Here is a 13,822-nt window from a genome sequence, read left to right as displayed (position 1 = left end):
GGAGCCAGTTGCCATGAAACCGGGTATTGCTAGTGCGGCGAGCGCGGTGTTGAGTGCGGGGGCCGCGACCCGTGGAGTGCGGGCGCGTTTTGAATTTTTCCGTCTGCGCGATCTCGCCTTGCTGCCCGCGCTGGGGTTGCTGCTGCTGGTGGGCGCATGGATCAGCCCGAGTTTTCTGACGAAAGCGAATCTGATTAGCGTGCTGGGCGCGTCGGCGGCGTTGGCGCTCGTGGTGCTCGCCGAAGCGCTGATTTTGCTGACCGGCAAGTTCGACCTGTCGCTGGAATCGACCGTGGGTATTGCCCCAGCCGTAGGCGCGATGCTGGTGATGCCTGCCGCAGCCGCCGGGTTTGGCCTGCAATGGCCTGCTGCGGTGGGGCTGCTGGCGATTGTCGGCACCGGTGCGCTGATTGGTTTCATCAACGGTTTTCTGGTGGTGCGGCTGCGGCTGAATGCGTTCATTGTCACGCTGGCGATGCTGATCGTGTTGCGCGGCATGCTGGTGGGGACGACCCAGGGCGGCACGCTGTTCGATCTGCCGCCTTCGTTCTTCGCGCTGGCGACCACTCTGGTGCTGGGTTTGCCGCTATCGGTCTGGCTCGCGCTGCTGGCCTTCGGGCTGGCCGCCTTCATGCTGCGCTACCACCGTCTGGGACGCGCGCTGTATGCGATCGGAGGTAACCCCGAAGCAGCCCGCGCAGCCGGTATCCGGGTCGAGCGCATCACCTGGGGCGTGTTCGTGCTGGGGAGCGTGCTGGCATCGTTAGGCGGGCTCATCGTCACCGGCTATGTGGGCGCGATCAATGCGAACCAGGGCAACGGCATGATTTTCACGGTGTTCGCCGCCGCGGTGATTGGCGGCATTTCGCTCGATGGCGGCAAGGGCACGATGCTCGGCGCGCTGTCGGGCGTCTTGCTGCTGGGTGTCGTGCAAAACCTGTTGACGCTCGCCCAGGTGCCCTCGTTCTGGATTCAGGCGATTTACGGCGCGATCATCCTTGGCTCGCTGATGATCGCGCGGCTTGCCAGCGGCGAAGCCCCGCATTGAGCCGCGCACTGAGCCGCGCACGGAGACCCCATGAGCCTGGCGCTTGCCACCGATTCCCGCCTGATCCTGCTTAGCCCCCAGGACAACTGCCTGATTGCGGCGGCGCAGCTTGAAGCGGGGAGCGTGGTCGAAATCGAGGGCGAATGGGTGACGCTGGCGCGAACCATCGGTCTGGGTCACAAGCTGGCGCGCCATGCGCTGCGCCAGGACGAAAAAGTGCTGCGCTATGGCGCGGTGATCGGTCATGCCACCGTGCCTGTGGCGCGTGGCGAGCATTTGCATACACATAATCTGGCAAGCGACTACCTGCCCACTTACACCCATGACTCGGGCCACGAGTTTGTGCCCCACTGAAGCCACCATCATGACCACCGATGCCCCTGCCCTGACTGCCGAGTCCGCCGCACGTCCCGTCCTGCAGGGCTATTTGCGCCAGGACGGCCGCAAGGGCATCCGCAATATCGTGGCGGTCGTGTATCTGGTCGAATGTGCGCATCATGTGGCACGCGAAATCGTGGCGCCGTTCCGCTGGCTGCCCGACGATTTCACGCCGCTTGCCGCGCCAGCCGGCATCCTTGACATTCCTGAAACCACCGCCCCCCCAGAAACGGCTCCCCCGGTGCATCTGCTGGGTTTTCCTGGCTGCTATCCGAACAGCTATGCGGAAAAAATGCTGGAGCGGCTTACCACGCATCCGAATGTCGGCGCCGTGTTATTCGTCTCGCTAGGCTGCGAGAGCATGAACAAGCGCTATCTGGTGGATGCCGTGCGCGCCAGCGGACGTCCCGTCGAGGTGCTGACGATTCAGGACAGCGGCGGCACGCGCAGCACGATCCGCGCAGGCGTCGAATGGGTGCGCGCGGCGCGGCGCACGTTAGGTACGCAAGCACGTGTGCCGATGGCGCTCGGCGAGCTGATCGTCGGCACGATCTGCGGCGGCTCGGATGGCACCAGCGGCATCACGGCCAACCCGGCCGTGGGACGTGCGTTCGATCTGCTGATCGAGGCGGGCGCGACGTGCCTGTTCGAAGAAACCGGCGAGCTGGTGGGCTGCGAATTTCACATGAAAAGCCGGGCGGCGCGGCCCGAGCTGGGCGATGCCATCGTCGCCTGCGTGGCCAAGGCCGCGCGTTATTACTCGATCCTCGGCCATGGCAGTTTCGCGGTGGGTAATGCCGATGGCGGCTTGACCACTCAGGAAGAAAAATCACTCGGCGCGTATGCGAAAAGCGGCGCGTCGCCCATCATGGGCATCATCAAGCCCGGCGATATCCCGCCTGCTGGCGGCTTGTATCTGCTGGACGTCGTGCCCGATGGCGAGCCGCGCTTTGGTTTTCCGAACATCAGCGACAACGCCGAAATTGCCGAGCTGATCGCCTGTGGCGCGCACATGATCTTGTTCACGACGGGGCGCGGCTCGGTCGTGGGTTCGGCGCTGGCGCCGGTGATCAAGGTGTGCGCGAACCCCGTGACGTACCGGGCCTTGCCCGAAGACATGGATATCGACGCGGGCCGGATTCTCGAAGGGCGCGGCACGCTCGATGATGTGGGCCGCGAAGTGTTCGAGCTGACCCGGGCCGTGGCGCAGGGCATGGCGTCGAAGTCCGAACAGCTGGGCCACCAGGAATTCATCCTGACGTACAAACGTTTTGACCCGGTAGGCCCCGCGTGCCTGCCGCAGCAGGCTTCGCCCGTGGTGCGGGCGCTGCCGGGGGCGCCGCAGCCGGTTTGATCGCGCGGCATGAGGTCACGCGCCTCGCCCTGAATCACGCGCGTCTGGCATTTCCCCACGCCAGACGAAATAACGAAATAACGGAGTAACGGAGCTGCTTCATGACCGACAAGCCTGGCCTGAGAGCCGGACAACGGCGTAACGTGGGTCGCAGTACCGTGCAACTCACGGCCTTGAGCCTGGGCAGTGCAGCGTTGGGCGGGCTGTACCGCGATCTGTCCGATGGCGAGGCGCAGGCTGCCGTCGCGGCTGCATGGGATGCGGGCATGCGTTACTTCGACACCGCGCCGCACTATGGCCATACCAAGGCCGAGCTTCGCCTGGGCGAAGCGCTGCGGTGCTATCCGCGTGGCGAGTACGTGTTGTCGACCAAGGTTGGGCGCCATTATGTGCCGCGCACGACACCCTACGATGGCCGTGAAGGCTGGCACAACCCGCTGCCGTTCGAAGCGCGTTACGACTATAGCGGCGACGGCATGCTCCGTTCGTTTGAGGACAGCCTGCGGCGGCTCGACATCGGCCCCGTCGATATCGTGCTGATTCACGATATCGGCCGCATGACGCATGGCGAGCGTCACGCGCATTACTGGCGACAACTGACCGACGGCGGCGGGTTCCGGGCACTGGCGCAACTGCGCGACAGCGGCGTGGTCAAGGCGATTGGGCTGGGGGTCAATGAAAGCGCGGTGATTCTCGACGCCATGGCCGAGTTCGATCTGGATTGCGCGCTGCTGGCAGGCCGCTACACGCTGCTGGAGCAGGCGGCGCTAGAGGAACTGCTGCCTGCCTGCGCCGCGCGTCAGGTTAGCCTGATGCTGGGTGGGGTATTTAATTCGGGCATTCTGGCGCGTGGTCTGGCGAGCGCATCGGGCGGCCACGGCCACGCCAGTGAGCTGAAATTCAATTACACCGAGGCGCCGGCTGGCATCGTCGCTCGCGTGGCGCAACTGGACGCACTTTGCCAGCGGCATCAGGTGCCGCTGGCGGCCGTGGCGCTGCAGTTTCCGTATGCCCATCCCGCCGTGGCGACCGTGCTGACCGGCGCTCGCAGCGCCACTGAAGTGCGCGAGAACCTGGCGGCATTCGAGCAGCCGCTGCCTGCCGCGTTATGGAGCGATCTCCGCGATGCGGGCTTGCTCGACGCGCGCGCGCCCACGCCTGCCGCTGCGGCTTCTACTCGCGCTTCTACTTGCGCTTCTTCCTTGCAGGAGGTTTGACCATGCTGCATATCGACGCCCACCAGCACTACTGGAATCCTGGCCGCAACGACTATGGCTGGCTCACACCCGAGCAGTCCACGCTGTACCGCCCGTATGGCCCGTCCGATCTCACCGGGTTGCGCAAACGCGCGGGGATTGGCCAGACGGTCGTGGTCCAGGCCGCACCGACCATCGAAGAAACGCGCTACTTGCTGAGCATGGCACGCCATGAGGCGTCGATTGCCGGTGTGGTGGGCTGGGTGCCATTGCTCGACGCCGGCGCCCCCGCGCTGCTGGCCGATCTGGCGCGCGAGCCGAAATTCAAGGGCGTGCGGCCGATGCTGCAAGACCTGCCCGATCACCACTGGATTAACAATCCAGGTCTCACGCCCGCCATCGAAGCCCTGATTGAACACGATCTGGCCTTCGATGCACTGATCTTCACGCATCACGCCGAGGCGCTCGCCATCTTCGCCACACGCTTTCCGGCGCTGCGCATCGTGATCGATCACGGCGCGAAGCCACCGATCCGCACGGGTGGAGCGGGACGCGCGTCATGGGCCGAGGCGATGACACAACTGGCACAACTGCCTCAGGTGTACTGCAAGCTGTCGGGGCTCGCTACCGAGGCTGCGCCGGGCTGGACCGATGCAACGCTGCGTCCTTACGTCGACCATCTGCTGGCGAGCTTTGGCCCTGGCCGCCTGATGTGGGGCAGCGACTGGCCTGTGCTGAACCTGAATGGCGATTATCTGCGCTGGCATGCTAGCGCCCGGGCGTTGCTTGAAGGCCTGACGGAACAGGAGCGGGAGGCGATCTTCGCCAGAAACGCGATGACGTTCTATCGGCTGTAAGCCCGCGAGAGGGGTAGGAGGCTCACGCTGCCTCACGTTGCTATACCCGGTATGACTCAACCACACTTTGAAATGAGACAGTCGATGATACAAAGACTCGCTGGCAAGACCGCGTTGATCACTGCTGCTGGACAAGGTATCGGGCTGGCTAGCGCGCTGCGTTTTGCGAGCGAAGGCGCGCGCGTGATTGCAACCGATATCCGTCTCGATACCCTGGCTGGCCTGCCGCTTGAAGCGCGCCTGCTCGACGTGCGCGATAGCGCTGCGGTCAACGCGCTGGCACAGGAGTTAGGCGCCATCGACGTGCTTTTCAACTGCGCGGGTTATGTCCACGCGGGCTCGATTCTCGAAGCTAGCGAAGCCGACTGGGATGGCGCTTTCGATCTGAACGTGAAGGCGATGTACCGGACGATTCGCGCCTTTTTGCCCGCGATGCTGGAGCGGGGCGGCGGCTCGATCATCAACATGTCGTCGGCGGCCTCAAGCGTGAAGGGCGTGCCTAACCGCTTTGTATACGGCGCGTCGAAGGCCGCGGTGATTGGCCTGACCAAGGCGGTGGCGGCTGATTTCGTCACGCGCGGGGTACGTTGCAATGCCATTTGCCCTGGCACGGTGGCTTCGCCTTCGCTTGAGCAGCGTATCGCCGAGCAGGCGGCCAGCCAGGGCGCGAGCGTGGCGGCTATTCAGGCCGCGTTTGTCGCCCGCCAGCCGATGGGGCGCATCGGCACCCCGGACGAGATTGCCGCGCTGGCGCTCTATCTGGCCAGTGACGAGTCCGCGTTTACCACCGGCCAGGCGCATGTGATCGACGGCGGCTGGTCGAACTAGCCCAGCGGCTAGCACACGGCATGCTGCGCATTTTCACGGTTCACTGAACAGACAACAGACAACAGACAACCTACAAGGGACACGCAACGATGAAACTGCTTCGTTATGGGCCGCAAGGCGAAGAAAAACCGGGCTTGCTAGATACAGAGGGCCGTATCCGCGATCTGTCGGGCGTGGTCGCGGATATCACGGGCGCGACGCTGGCGGACGCAACGCTTGCGCGTCTGCGCGCTCTGGATCCGCAAACGCTGCCCCTGGTGCCGGGCGAGCCGCGTCTTGGGCCCTGCGTGGGCCAGGTCGGCAAGTTCGTCTGCATTGGGCTGAACTATGCCGATCACGCCGCTGAATCGGGTCTGCCGGTGCCGCCTGAGCCCGTCGTCTTCAATAAATGGACCAGCGCGATCACTGGCCCGAATGACGGCATCGAGATTCCGCGCGGCTCGGAAAAAACCGACTGGGAGGTCGAGCTGGGCGTGGTGATAGGCCGGGCGGCGAAATACGTCGACGCGGCCGATGCGCTGAACTACGTCGCGGGTTATTGCGTCATCAATGATGTGTCCGAGCGGGCCTGGCAAATCGAGCGCGCGGGCCAGTGGGACAAGGGTAAGGGTTTCGACACATTCGGCCCGCTCGGGCCCTGGCTCGTGACCCGCGACGCCGTGGCGGACCCTCAAAACCTCAACCTGTGGCTCGAAGTTGATGGTCATCGTTATCAGAACGGCAACACGAAAACCATGGTGTTTGGTGTGGCGCAACTGGTGGCGTATCTGTCGCAGTGCATGAGCTTGCAGCCGGGCGATGTGATTTCAACTGGCACGCCGCCCGGGGTGGGCATGGGGGCCAAGCCGCGTCCGGTGTTCTTGCGGCCGGGGCAGACGGTGCGACTGGGGATCGACGGGCTCGGCGAGCAGCGCCAGATCACACGCGCGGCTTAGCGTAGCGCTTGGCGCGGCAGGGCCGCATAAGCCGTCGTCAAATGGTAGGCGGTGGTGGAGGGCATCTCGGCGCGGGTGATCATGCCATCTGCCGCGCGACATTCGACCCAGCCGTTCGCGTGCAGAAAGCGCGCCTGAAAGCGCCTGATTTGCTGCGGCAGCATGTTGTGCGCCGCTTCGCCGCCGCGCGTGGCAAGCGCACGCAGATACTCGGTTTGTGCCCAGATGCGCTGCGTGCCATCCAGTACCTGGCCGGTTTCATCGAGGGCGGCATAGATGCCGCCCGTCGCGTGCTCGATGCCATGGCGCTGGGCGAAGTCAAACGCCCGCTCCAGCGCCTCATCCAGCCCCGAACCTGCCAGCAACCCGCGTGCCTCATGCACCAGCCAGAACCATTCGAACTGATGACCCGGTTCTAGCCGGTTGTCCGCGCTACCCAGCGGCAATTCGGCAATACAGCCGCTGGGCGCATGGACGAAGGCGCGTGCGATGGCTTGTCCGAGGCGGCTCAAGGCTTGATCGAATGCCGCATCAGGCGCGGCGTTGCGGGCGGCGAGCCACGCTTCGGTCAGATGCATCAGCGGATTTTGTATGGGCGTGCCCGTGACCGCCGCGAAGGGCCGGTCCAGGGCCGCGTACAGGAGCCCGTCAGGCGCGGCGAAGCGCGTTTCGACGAGCGCCGAGGTGTGGTGCAGGACATCGCGCGCCTCTTGGTTGCGAAAGCGCGCGAAATAATGCGCGCAGGCGAAGATGACAAACGCGTGGGTGTACAGGTCCTTGTGGGTATCAAGCGGGGCGCCGTGTGCGTCCACGCTATAGAACCAGCCGCCTTGCAACGGATCGGCAAAATGCCGTTGCAAAGCGGCAAACAGCGTATGCGCATGGGCTGCGTCATTCGCCTCCGAGAAGACGAACAACTGGCGGGCACATGCCATCGCCCGATAACGCACGACGGGCAACGGTGTGGTGCCATCGGCGCTGAGCGCTTCATAGGGCAGATGCAACGCCGTATTGAAGCCGGGGCCGCGCCACAACGGCAAAATGACCCGCTGAAAATGATCGCGTAGCGCCTCAGCAAGAACGGGGGCGGATGCAGGCGAAGAAGAAGAGAGGCTCATGCGCTGGCTACAATATCGGCGGAAAAAGTAGAAATCCGCGGGCGATCAGCCCGCTGAGGGGCCAAGGATAAAGCAATTGATCCGCGCTGGCATGGGCACAGCTCCGATGCGCCGCAGGCGCGCTGTACTGTGAGGGGCGGTATCGTGTGTTGCGGTCCCCGGCTGGCGTGGCGGGACCTGACACTGAAAAGGAGGGAAAGCGTTGCTAAACAATCTGAATGTCGAACTCATTGGGCGGCTGTGTATGGCGGCTGTACTCGGCAGCGTGATCGGCATTGAACGCGAACGGTTGTCGTGGGCCGCCGGATTGCGCACGCACATGCTTGTGAGCGTGGGTTCCGCGCTGATCATGATCGTGTCCGCGTTTGGCTTTGCCGACGTGCTGAAAGGTGAGCATGTCGTGCTTGACCCGTCGCGGATGGCGGCGCAGGTGGTATCCGGGATTGGCTTTTTGGGCGCGGGTTCGATTTTGCTGCGCGGCGAAATCGTGCGCGGGCTGACCACGGCCGCGAGCCTGTGGTCGGTGGCGGCGATTGGCCTGGCTGTAGGCGGTGGGATGTATACGGTGGCGATTGCGGCGACGATCATCATCCTGATCGTGCTGGCGGGCATCAAGCCGATTGAGCAGCGCTTCATCAGGGCGCGCCAGCAGCGACGGCTGATGCTGCTAGTCGAGCGCGGCGCGTTGACGTTTCATTCGTTGCACGATGTGTTGGGCACCACAAGCTCGCGTGTCAAGCAGTTCGTCATGCAGCAAAGCGATGATGCTCCGGAGTGCGATGAAGTGCACATCACGTTGCATCGCGTGTCAGAGCCGGAATATGTAGTATTGCGCGAGCAGTTGCGGCATCTGCCTGGTGTGAAGGCGCTGCGCGAAGATAGCGCGCAGCCGGAGCGGGAGGTGTGAGTTTGGGCGGTCCCCTGAGGAGGTCCGTTATGCAGGGTTCCGTGTCGGCGCTAGTCAAACGGATACTTCTTGCTGTTGAGGAAGAATTTTCTTTGGCTTGTGTCAGACTGTCGCGTTTAGGCTGTCATTACTTTCCTCATGTCTATGCCTTCCTACCCTTCTGAATCCAATCCGTTAGCAACCGATACGCCGCAGGGAGTCGAACCGCCGATGGCTGAAATAGATGACCGGCAGGGCACGCTAATGGGGTTTGAGTTGCCCGAGGGACCTGCTACGGCGGTGAGTGCTGAGACGAATGAGGCCGTGGCCGATCCGGCGGCAGCTCCGGCCCATGTACCCAGGGCCGAACCCGGGCCTGTGTTCGGGAGCAGTCCGCCCGCCGCTTCACACCCGTCAGGGGTATCTCGTGTGGCTGTCTCCGCCAAGGTCAGGACGAACCCGCAAGAGCCTGCCAGCACACTTCAGAAACCCACCCCGGAACCCAGGCGCCTCGCCAGCACGCAATCGCCTGCAGCGCAGTCTGGTGCAGGCGGGGCCGCTGCCACGACGCGCTGGAGTACATTGCATGCCAGTTCACCTTTTGCCCCACCACCTGCAGCGACACCGTCTGGCGCCGTTGCCAGCGGAGCCAGTGGACACGATGTGCGGAGCAATGAGTTACACCCGCTTGCCTTGAACGACCACTTGCAGCGCCTGAAATGGCTGCTGGCGGCGGTGGTCATCGTGGCGTTGCTGATCGTCTTAACCCTGGGCGTGACGCAAACGCGGCAACTCGCCCGGCTGACACGCGAAGCTAATGCCCAGCAAGCGCATCTGCTGCAACTGACGCAACAGCTCCAGGATCAGCAAGCCACGCTGGATGGATTCGGTACGACGCTCAGCGGGATGTCTGCCTTGCTGAAGCCCGTTGTGCGTAGCGCGCATGCTGTACGCGGCGCGAGTATGGCGGCTATGCGCAGCCCAAATGCCGGGGTGGCCAAACCTGCCAGCCCGCATCCCGCGAAGGCTGCGGCGCCCGCGCATACGCGCAAAACGAAGGGGACAGACATGCCAAAGGGAACAGGTACCCGCTAGGCGCGTACCTGTATGCTTTATTGACAAAGGGAAAACTACGAAGGAAAACTACGAAGAAGTACAGCAGAAAGATGAAAAAGACGGATGACCTCTTGGTGCGTATGGGGTAGACCCCGGTGGGTATCGCGTCTTTGACCTCTTGAAGAAAATTGCCCTCGGAAGGCAAGCAAACTATAGCCTGGTGATTTAAACGCCGCTACTACAAAAACAGGTAGGATAAGCCGTCAACATCAGGATTCTTAACGATGCTGGAAAACTTAAGACAAAAGTTAAAACGGGACGTTATTTTCTGGCTGCTGCACGTTCCTGTTTTGCCAGAGTCTGCCAAGGGGTGTCTGACTAACAGGATTGACAGGGCTAACAGGATTAGGCATGCCACTCGCTCCTGATTATTCGCTGCATCTTCCTGCGGTTCTCGCGCTGGGCTCCTGTACGGATGTCGAGACGCTGCGCGAGCAATTTTTCAGCGTGACGCGTCAACTGGGTTTTTCCGCTGTCTTGTATGCGGGGCGTTTTGCTGTCGATGGCGTACGGGTCGAGGCGCGTATCGAATCGAATTACGACAGCCGCTGGCGCGAGCAATACGAGGCGAACGGTTATGCCGCGATTGATCCTGCGGTCAATCATGCGTTGCATTCGCTGGCGCCGCTGGTGTGGAGCGATTCGATGTACGGTTCAGCCGCCCAGCAGCAATTTCGTGAGGAAGCCCTGGCCTATGGTCTGGGCACGGGCGCGACGTTTCCTGTGCATTCCCGCGAAGGCGATGTCGCGTTGCTGAGCATGTCGGTGGCGGGCTCCCGCCGTCGTGCTGGAGCGCATCTGAAGCAAAACCTGGTGTGGGGGCCGTTCATCGCCACGATGATGCAGGAAGCCATGCACAAGATCGTCAAGGGCGATGCACTCAAGCAGCGGCCCGAACTCACGCCGCGCGAAAACGAAGTGCTCAACTGGCTCGCCAGTGGCAAGACCAACTGGGATATCTCGGTTTTACTGGGGATTTCCGAACATGGCGTTGTGCATCACGTGCGTAACATTCTCGGTAAATTCGACGTGCCGACACGTCGTCAGGCCGTCGCCAAGGCTATCGCGCTGGGCATGATCTAGCGCGTTCTGGCGGGGTGCGCACGGCTTGCCGCTCAGGATGCAGGCACGATGCAGGCACTCAACGCTTCGCAACGTCTTCTTACAAGAACTCACATTTGACGTGCTGCATTGCCGCTAAAGTGAATTCCCTTCGGCGCCGCAGAACCCGGATTTTTCTGCGGTACCTGCCTTCGCATGAGGCATTTTGAACGGGAGATTCATCTTGAAAATGTGGAATAAAACCTTGCATTCGCTGATCGCCAACCTGCTTGCGGGCGGCATGCTGCTCAGTGCCAATAGCGCTTTTGCCCAGATCGCTTCCGCTTCGCTGCGCACCAGTCCTTTATCCGCCATCTATGGCGACCCTCCCGTGACGTTGATTGAATCCGACCCGTTGCAGGTTCGGGCTCGCCATCCTGATCCAGATTACAGCCCCCGGTTTTAAACCCTCATGGTTTTACCTGTTGTTTTACCCGTTGCCTGTTACCTGTTATGCGTTGCAGGCGACGCCAGGGCGTTCATTCATGCCGGCCGCGCCAGAAGCGCAATAGCAGCGCATTGCTCACCACGCTGACGCTGGAGAAGGCCATGGCAGCGCCTGCCAGCATCGGATTCAGCCAGCCGAGCGCGGCCAGCGGGATGCCGATCAGGTTGTAAATAAAAGCCCAGAACAGGTTCTGCTGAATCTTGCGCCACGTGCGGCGCGAGATATCGAGGGCATCTGCCACCAGGGCTGGGTCACCCCGCATCAGCGTGATACCGGCGGCCTGCATGGCGACGTCCGTGCCGGTCGACATCGCCATGCCGATATCAGCCGCCGCTAGCGCCGGAGCATCGTTGATGCCATCGCCGACCATTGCCACGGTGGCCCCGGTGCGGCTCTTCAGATCGTGGATCACGCGTGCCTTGTCCTCGGGCAATACCTGCGCGTGATATTCCCCGATGCCCAGCGCCGTTGCAACGCTCGCTGCACTGCCGGGGTTATCGCCCGTCAGCAACACGCTGCGCACCCCCATGCGCGTGAGCTGGGCGATGGCGGCGCCAGCGCCTGGCTTGAGCGTGTCGCCGAAACCAATGAGCGCCAGCACGGCGGCGGGTGAGGCCGCGTGATCGGCGCCGTGACCGATGCCAGCGCCTTCCTGTGTGACCTCTTGTGCCCAATGAGGCAGATCGGGTAGATCAGGTAGATCAGGCAGGCGCATCAGCCAGGAGACCGTCTGGCCCGCCTGCTCGATCTGGCGGGCGCGTTCGGCCAGTTTTCCGGGCACGGCGAGGCCCAGTTCCGCCAGCCAGCGGCTGCTGCCGATGGCCAGCGTCTGGCCTTGCACCTGCGCGGCCACGCCGCGCCCCGGCACGGCGCGGGCCGCCGAGGCTGCGAGCGTCGCTGATGTCAGCGCTGCCGCTGCGCTTTGCGTTTCAGCCCGGCGCAGCTCGAAAGCCTGTACCACGGCTTGCGCGAGCGGATGGTCGCTGTGGCGCTGCACGGCCGCGGCCAGCGCCAGGGCTCGATCGTGATCGTGTGCTTCCTGTTTCCTGTCAGGCCTGTCAGGGACTTCGAACGCCGTGACCGACGGCTGGCCGAGCGTGAGCGTGCCGGTTTTGTCGAAGGCCACCAGATTGACCCGATGGGCGATTTCGAGCGCCTCTGCATCCTTGATCAGCACGCCGCGGCGCGCGGCCACGCCGGTGCCTGCCATGATCGCCGCGGGTGTTGCGAGCCCGAGCGCGCACGGGCAGGCGATGACCAGCACCGCGACGGCGTTGAGCAGCGCGTTCTCGACGCTGGCGCCTGCCAGCAGCCAGCCGCCCAGGGTGAGCGCCGCGATCAGCAGGATCACCGGAACGAAAATCGCGCTGACCCGATCCACCAGCCGCTGAATCGGTGCTTTTCCGGCCTGGGCGGTTTCAACGAGGCGAATGATGCGCGCCAGCGTGGTTTCGGCGCCGGTCGCGGTGGTCATGATGAGCAGCGCGCCCGCGCCGTTGATCGAGCCCGCTGTCACCGGGTCGCCAGGTGCCTTGGGCACGGGCAGGCTCTCGCCGGTAATCAGCGCTTCGTCGACGTGCGTGTGACCTTCCTGCACCGTCCCGTCGACGGGCATCCGCTCGCCGGGCCGCACGACGACTTGCATGCCAGGGCGAACCTCGGAGAGCGCGACTTCACGTTCCTCATAGGATGTGTGCTGGGGTGCTCCCGTGTGCGCGGCGGCTTCGACGCGAATCCGGGCGCGCTCAGGGCGCAATGCGTTGAGCGCGCGGATGGCGTCGGTGGTCTGGCGCCGCGCGCAGGTTTCGAGCCACTTGCCAAAGCGCACCAGCGTGATGACGACCGCTGAAGCCTCGAAGTACAGATGCAAGGTGGCGCTGCTACCGGCGTGGCTGGCCAGTTGATACACGCTGACGCCATACGCCGCCGAGGTGCCGAGCGCCACGAGCAGGTCCATGTTGCCGCTGCCCGCCCGCACCGCGCGCCACGCGGCCCGGTAAAAGCGCGCGCCGAAGACAAACTGCACGATCGAGGCCAGCACGAACTGCAGCCAGACCGGGGGCATCAGATGGAGACCCGCCCAGGCGCCGAACATCGGCAGCGCGAGCGGCAGCGTGAGGGCGGCGCAAACCAGCACCAGCACGAGTTCGCGCTGGCTGGCTGACAGGCGTGGCGAACTGCCTGGCGTGACATCGGCGACACCGGCGACATCGGTGATATCGGCGGGCAGGCTGGCGGCGGCTTCGGGCGGCAGGCGCACGGTCGCCTCATAACCGGCTTTCGTGACGGCTGCAACCAGTTGCGCGGGATCGACTTCGGCATGCAGGTGCACGCTGGCCTGTTCGGTGGCGAGATTGACTGTGACGGAGGCGACCCCAGGGACTTTCGCCAGCGCTTTTTCGATGCGGGCGGAGCAGGATGCACAGGTCATGCCGCCTAGCTGAAGCTCGATGGTGGCAAGGGGTGCGGCCGGTGCCCCGGCGTGTTGTGGAGGATGCGGAGGCGAGGGGGAAAGGGAAAGATCAGTCATGGTTGTGCGGTATCCGGAATGAAGGAA

Annotated in this window: 13 protein-coding genes; 11 read left to right on the top strand and 2 right to left on the bottom strand. The window is 63.6% G+C overall.

Going from position 1 to position 13,822, the window contains the following annotated elements; genetic code table 11:
* The first annotated feature begins 13 nt into the window (after window positions 1–13).
* The 7 genes from GH657_RS17720 (at window position 14) to GH657_RS17690 (ending at window position 6,596) form a co-directional block, all read left to right on the top strand.
* Entirely contained in the window at window positions 14–1,048 is a 1,035-nt protein-coding gene (locus tag GH657_RS17720) for an ABC transporter permease (RefSeq protein WP_153102319.1), read from the top strand.
* A gap of 30 nt (window positions 1,049–1,078) precedes the next feature.
* Window positions 1,079–1,402 (top strand): UxaA family hydrolase, encoded by a 324-nt coding sequence (locus GH657_RS17715; protein ID WP_174770021.1) that lies wholly within the window; start codon window positions 1,079–1,081, stop codon window positions 1,400–1,402.
* Between the two features lie 10 nt (window positions 1,403–1,412).
* The gene (locus GH657_RS17710) at window positions 1,413–2,780 is read left to right on the top strand and encodes a UxaA family hydrolase (RefSeq protein ID WP_174770020.1); all 1,368 of its coding nucleotides are present in this window, start codon (window positions 1,413–1,415) and stop codon (window positions 2,778–2,780) included.
* Window positions 2,781–2,881: 101 nt separating this feature from the next.
* Window positions 2,882–3,997 carry an aldo/keto reductase gene (locus GH657_RS17705; protein ID WP_153102317.1) on the top strand — a complete coding sequence of 372 codons (1,116 nt, stop codon included), beginning with the start codon at window positions 2,882–2,884 and terminating at the stop codon, window positions 3,995–3,997.
* Between the two features lie 5 nt (window positions 3,998–4,002).
* Window positions 4,003–4,833 carry an amidohydrolase family protein gene (locus tag GH657_RS17700; RefSeq protein WP_153102458.1) on the top strand — a complete coding sequence of 277 codons (831 nt, stop codon included), beginning with the start codon at window positions 4,003–4,005 and terminating at the stop codon, window positions 4,831–4,833.
* 84 nt (window positions 4,834–4,917) lie between these two features.
* Window positions 4,918–5,661, top strand: a complete 744-nt coding sequence (locus GH657_RS17695; RefSeq protein WP_153102316.1) for an SDR family oxidoreductase — start codon at window positions 4,918–4,920, stop codon at window positions 5,659–5,661.
* 89 nt (window positions 5,662–5,750) lie between these two features.
* Window positions 5,751–6,596, top strand: a complete 846-nt coding sequence (locus GH657_RS17690) for an ureidoglycolate lyase (RefSeq protein WP_153102315.1) — start codon at window positions 5,751–5,753, stop codon at window positions 6,594–6,596.
* Here GH657_RS17690 and GH657_RS17685 read toward each other — a convergent pair.
* Window positions 6,593–7,714, bottom strand: coding sequence for an AGE family epimerase/isomerase (locus GH657_RS17685; RefSeq protein ID WP_153102314.1), 1,122 nt, complete (start codon window positions 7,712–7,714; stop codon window positions 6,593–6,595). The two genes, GH657_RS17690 and GH657_RS17685, sit on opposite strands and share 4 nt — an antisense overlap.
* A gap of 244 nt (window positions 7,715–7,958) precedes the next feature.
* Between GH657_RS17685 and GH657_RS17680 the strand changes: the two genes are divergently transcribed.
* From GH657_RS17680 to GH657_RS17665, 4 genes are all read left to right on the top strand, one after another.
* The gene (locus GH657_RS17680) at window positions 7,959–8,621 is read left to right on the top strand and encodes an MgtC/SapB family protein (RefSeq protein WP_174770029.1); all 663 of its coding nucleotides are present in this window, start codon (window positions 7,959–7,961) and stop codon (window positions 8,619–8,621) included.
* Window positions 8,622–8,759: 138 nt separating this feature from the next.
* Window positions 8,760–9,695 (top strand): hypothetical protein, encoded by a 936-nt coding sequence (locus GH657_RS17675; RefSeq protein ID WP_174770019.1) that lies wholly within the window; start codon window positions 8,760–8,762, stop codon window positions 9,693–9,695.
* 372 nt (window positions 9,696–10,067) lie between these two features.
* Window positions 10,068–10,799: a helix-turn-helix transcriptional regulator gene (locus tag GH657_RS17670; protein ID WP_153102311.1), complete on the top strand. Its 732-nt coding sequence runs from the start codon at window positions 10,068–10,070 to the stop codon at window positions 10,797–10,799.
* Between the two features lie 202 nt (window positions 10,800–11,001).
* A complete protein-coding gene (locus tag GH657_RS17665) occupies window positions 11,002–11,223 on the top strand; it encodes a hypothetical protein (protein ID WP_153102310.1) in 222 nt (73 codons plus the stop codon).
* Window positions 11,224–11,296: 73 nt separating this feature from the next.
* Here the strand turns inward: GH657_RS17665 and GH657_RS17660 are convergent, their stop codons facing one another.
* Window positions 11,297–13,795, bottom strand: coding sequence for a heavy metal translocating P-type ATPase (locus tag GH657_RS17660; RefSeq protein ID WP_153102309.1), 2,499 nt, complete (start codon window positions 13,793–13,795; stop codon window positions 11,297–11,299).
* Window positions 13,796–13,822: the final 27 nt, after the last annotated feature.

This window comes from Paraburkholderia hayleyella (genome assembly GCF_009455685.1).
Lineage (GTDB): Bacteria > Pseudomonadota > Gammaproteobacteria > Burkholderiales > Burkholderiaceae > Paraburkholderia > Paraburkholderia hayleyella.
The sequence above is the reverse complement of the archived record's forward strand: the minus strand, read 5'-3'. Positions and strand labels throughout refer to the sequence as shown.

Excerpts from the sequence above, each read along its gene's own strand:
- GH657_RS17720 (WP_153102319.1), top strand. The coding sequence starts at position 14 with ATGAAACCGGGTATTGCTAGTGCGGCGAGCGCGGTGTTGAGTGCGGGG.
- GH657_RS17715 (WP_174770021.1), top strand. The coding sequence starts at position 1,079 with ATGAGCCTGGCGCTTGCCACCGATTCCCGCCTGATCCTGCTTAGCCCC.
- GH657_RS17710 (WP_174770020.1), top strand. The coding sequence starts at position 1,413 with ATGACCACCGATGCCCCTGCCCTGACTGCCGAGTCCGCCGCACGTCCC.
- GH657_RS17705 (WP_153102317.1), top strand. The coding sequence starts at position 2,882 with ATGACCGACAAGCCTGGCCTGAGAGCCGGACAACGGCGTAACGTGGGT.
- GH657_RS17695 (WP_153102316.1), top strand. The coding sequence starts at position 4,918 with ATGATACAAAGACTCGCTGGCAAGACCGCGTTGATCACTGCTGCTGGA.
- GH657_RS17690 (WP_153102315.1), top strand. The coding sequence starts at position 5,751 with ATGAAACTGCTTCGTTATGGGCCGCAAGGCGAAGAAAAACCGGGCTTG.
- GH657_RS17685 (WP_153102314.1), bottom strand. The coding sequence starts at position 7,714 with ATGAGCCTCTCTTCTTCTTCGCCTGCATCCGCCCCCGTTCTTGCTGAG.
- GH657_RS17680 (WP_174770029.1), top strand. The coding sequence starts at position 7,959 with ATGGCGGCTGTACTCGGCAGCGTGATCGGCATTGAACGCGAACGGTTG.
- GH657_RS17675 (WP_174770019.1), top strand. The coding sequence starts at position 8,760 with ATGTCTATGCCTTCCTACCCTTCTGAATCCAATCCGTTAGCAACCGAT.
- GH657_RS17670 (WP_153102311.1), top strand. The coding sequence starts at position 10,068 with ATGCCACTCGCTCCTGATTATTCGCTGCATCTTCCTGCGGTTCTCGCG.
- GH657_RS17660 (WP_153102309.1), bottom strand. The coding sequence starts at position 13,795 with ATGACTGATCTTTCCCTTTCCCCCTCGCCTCCGCATCCTCCACAACAC.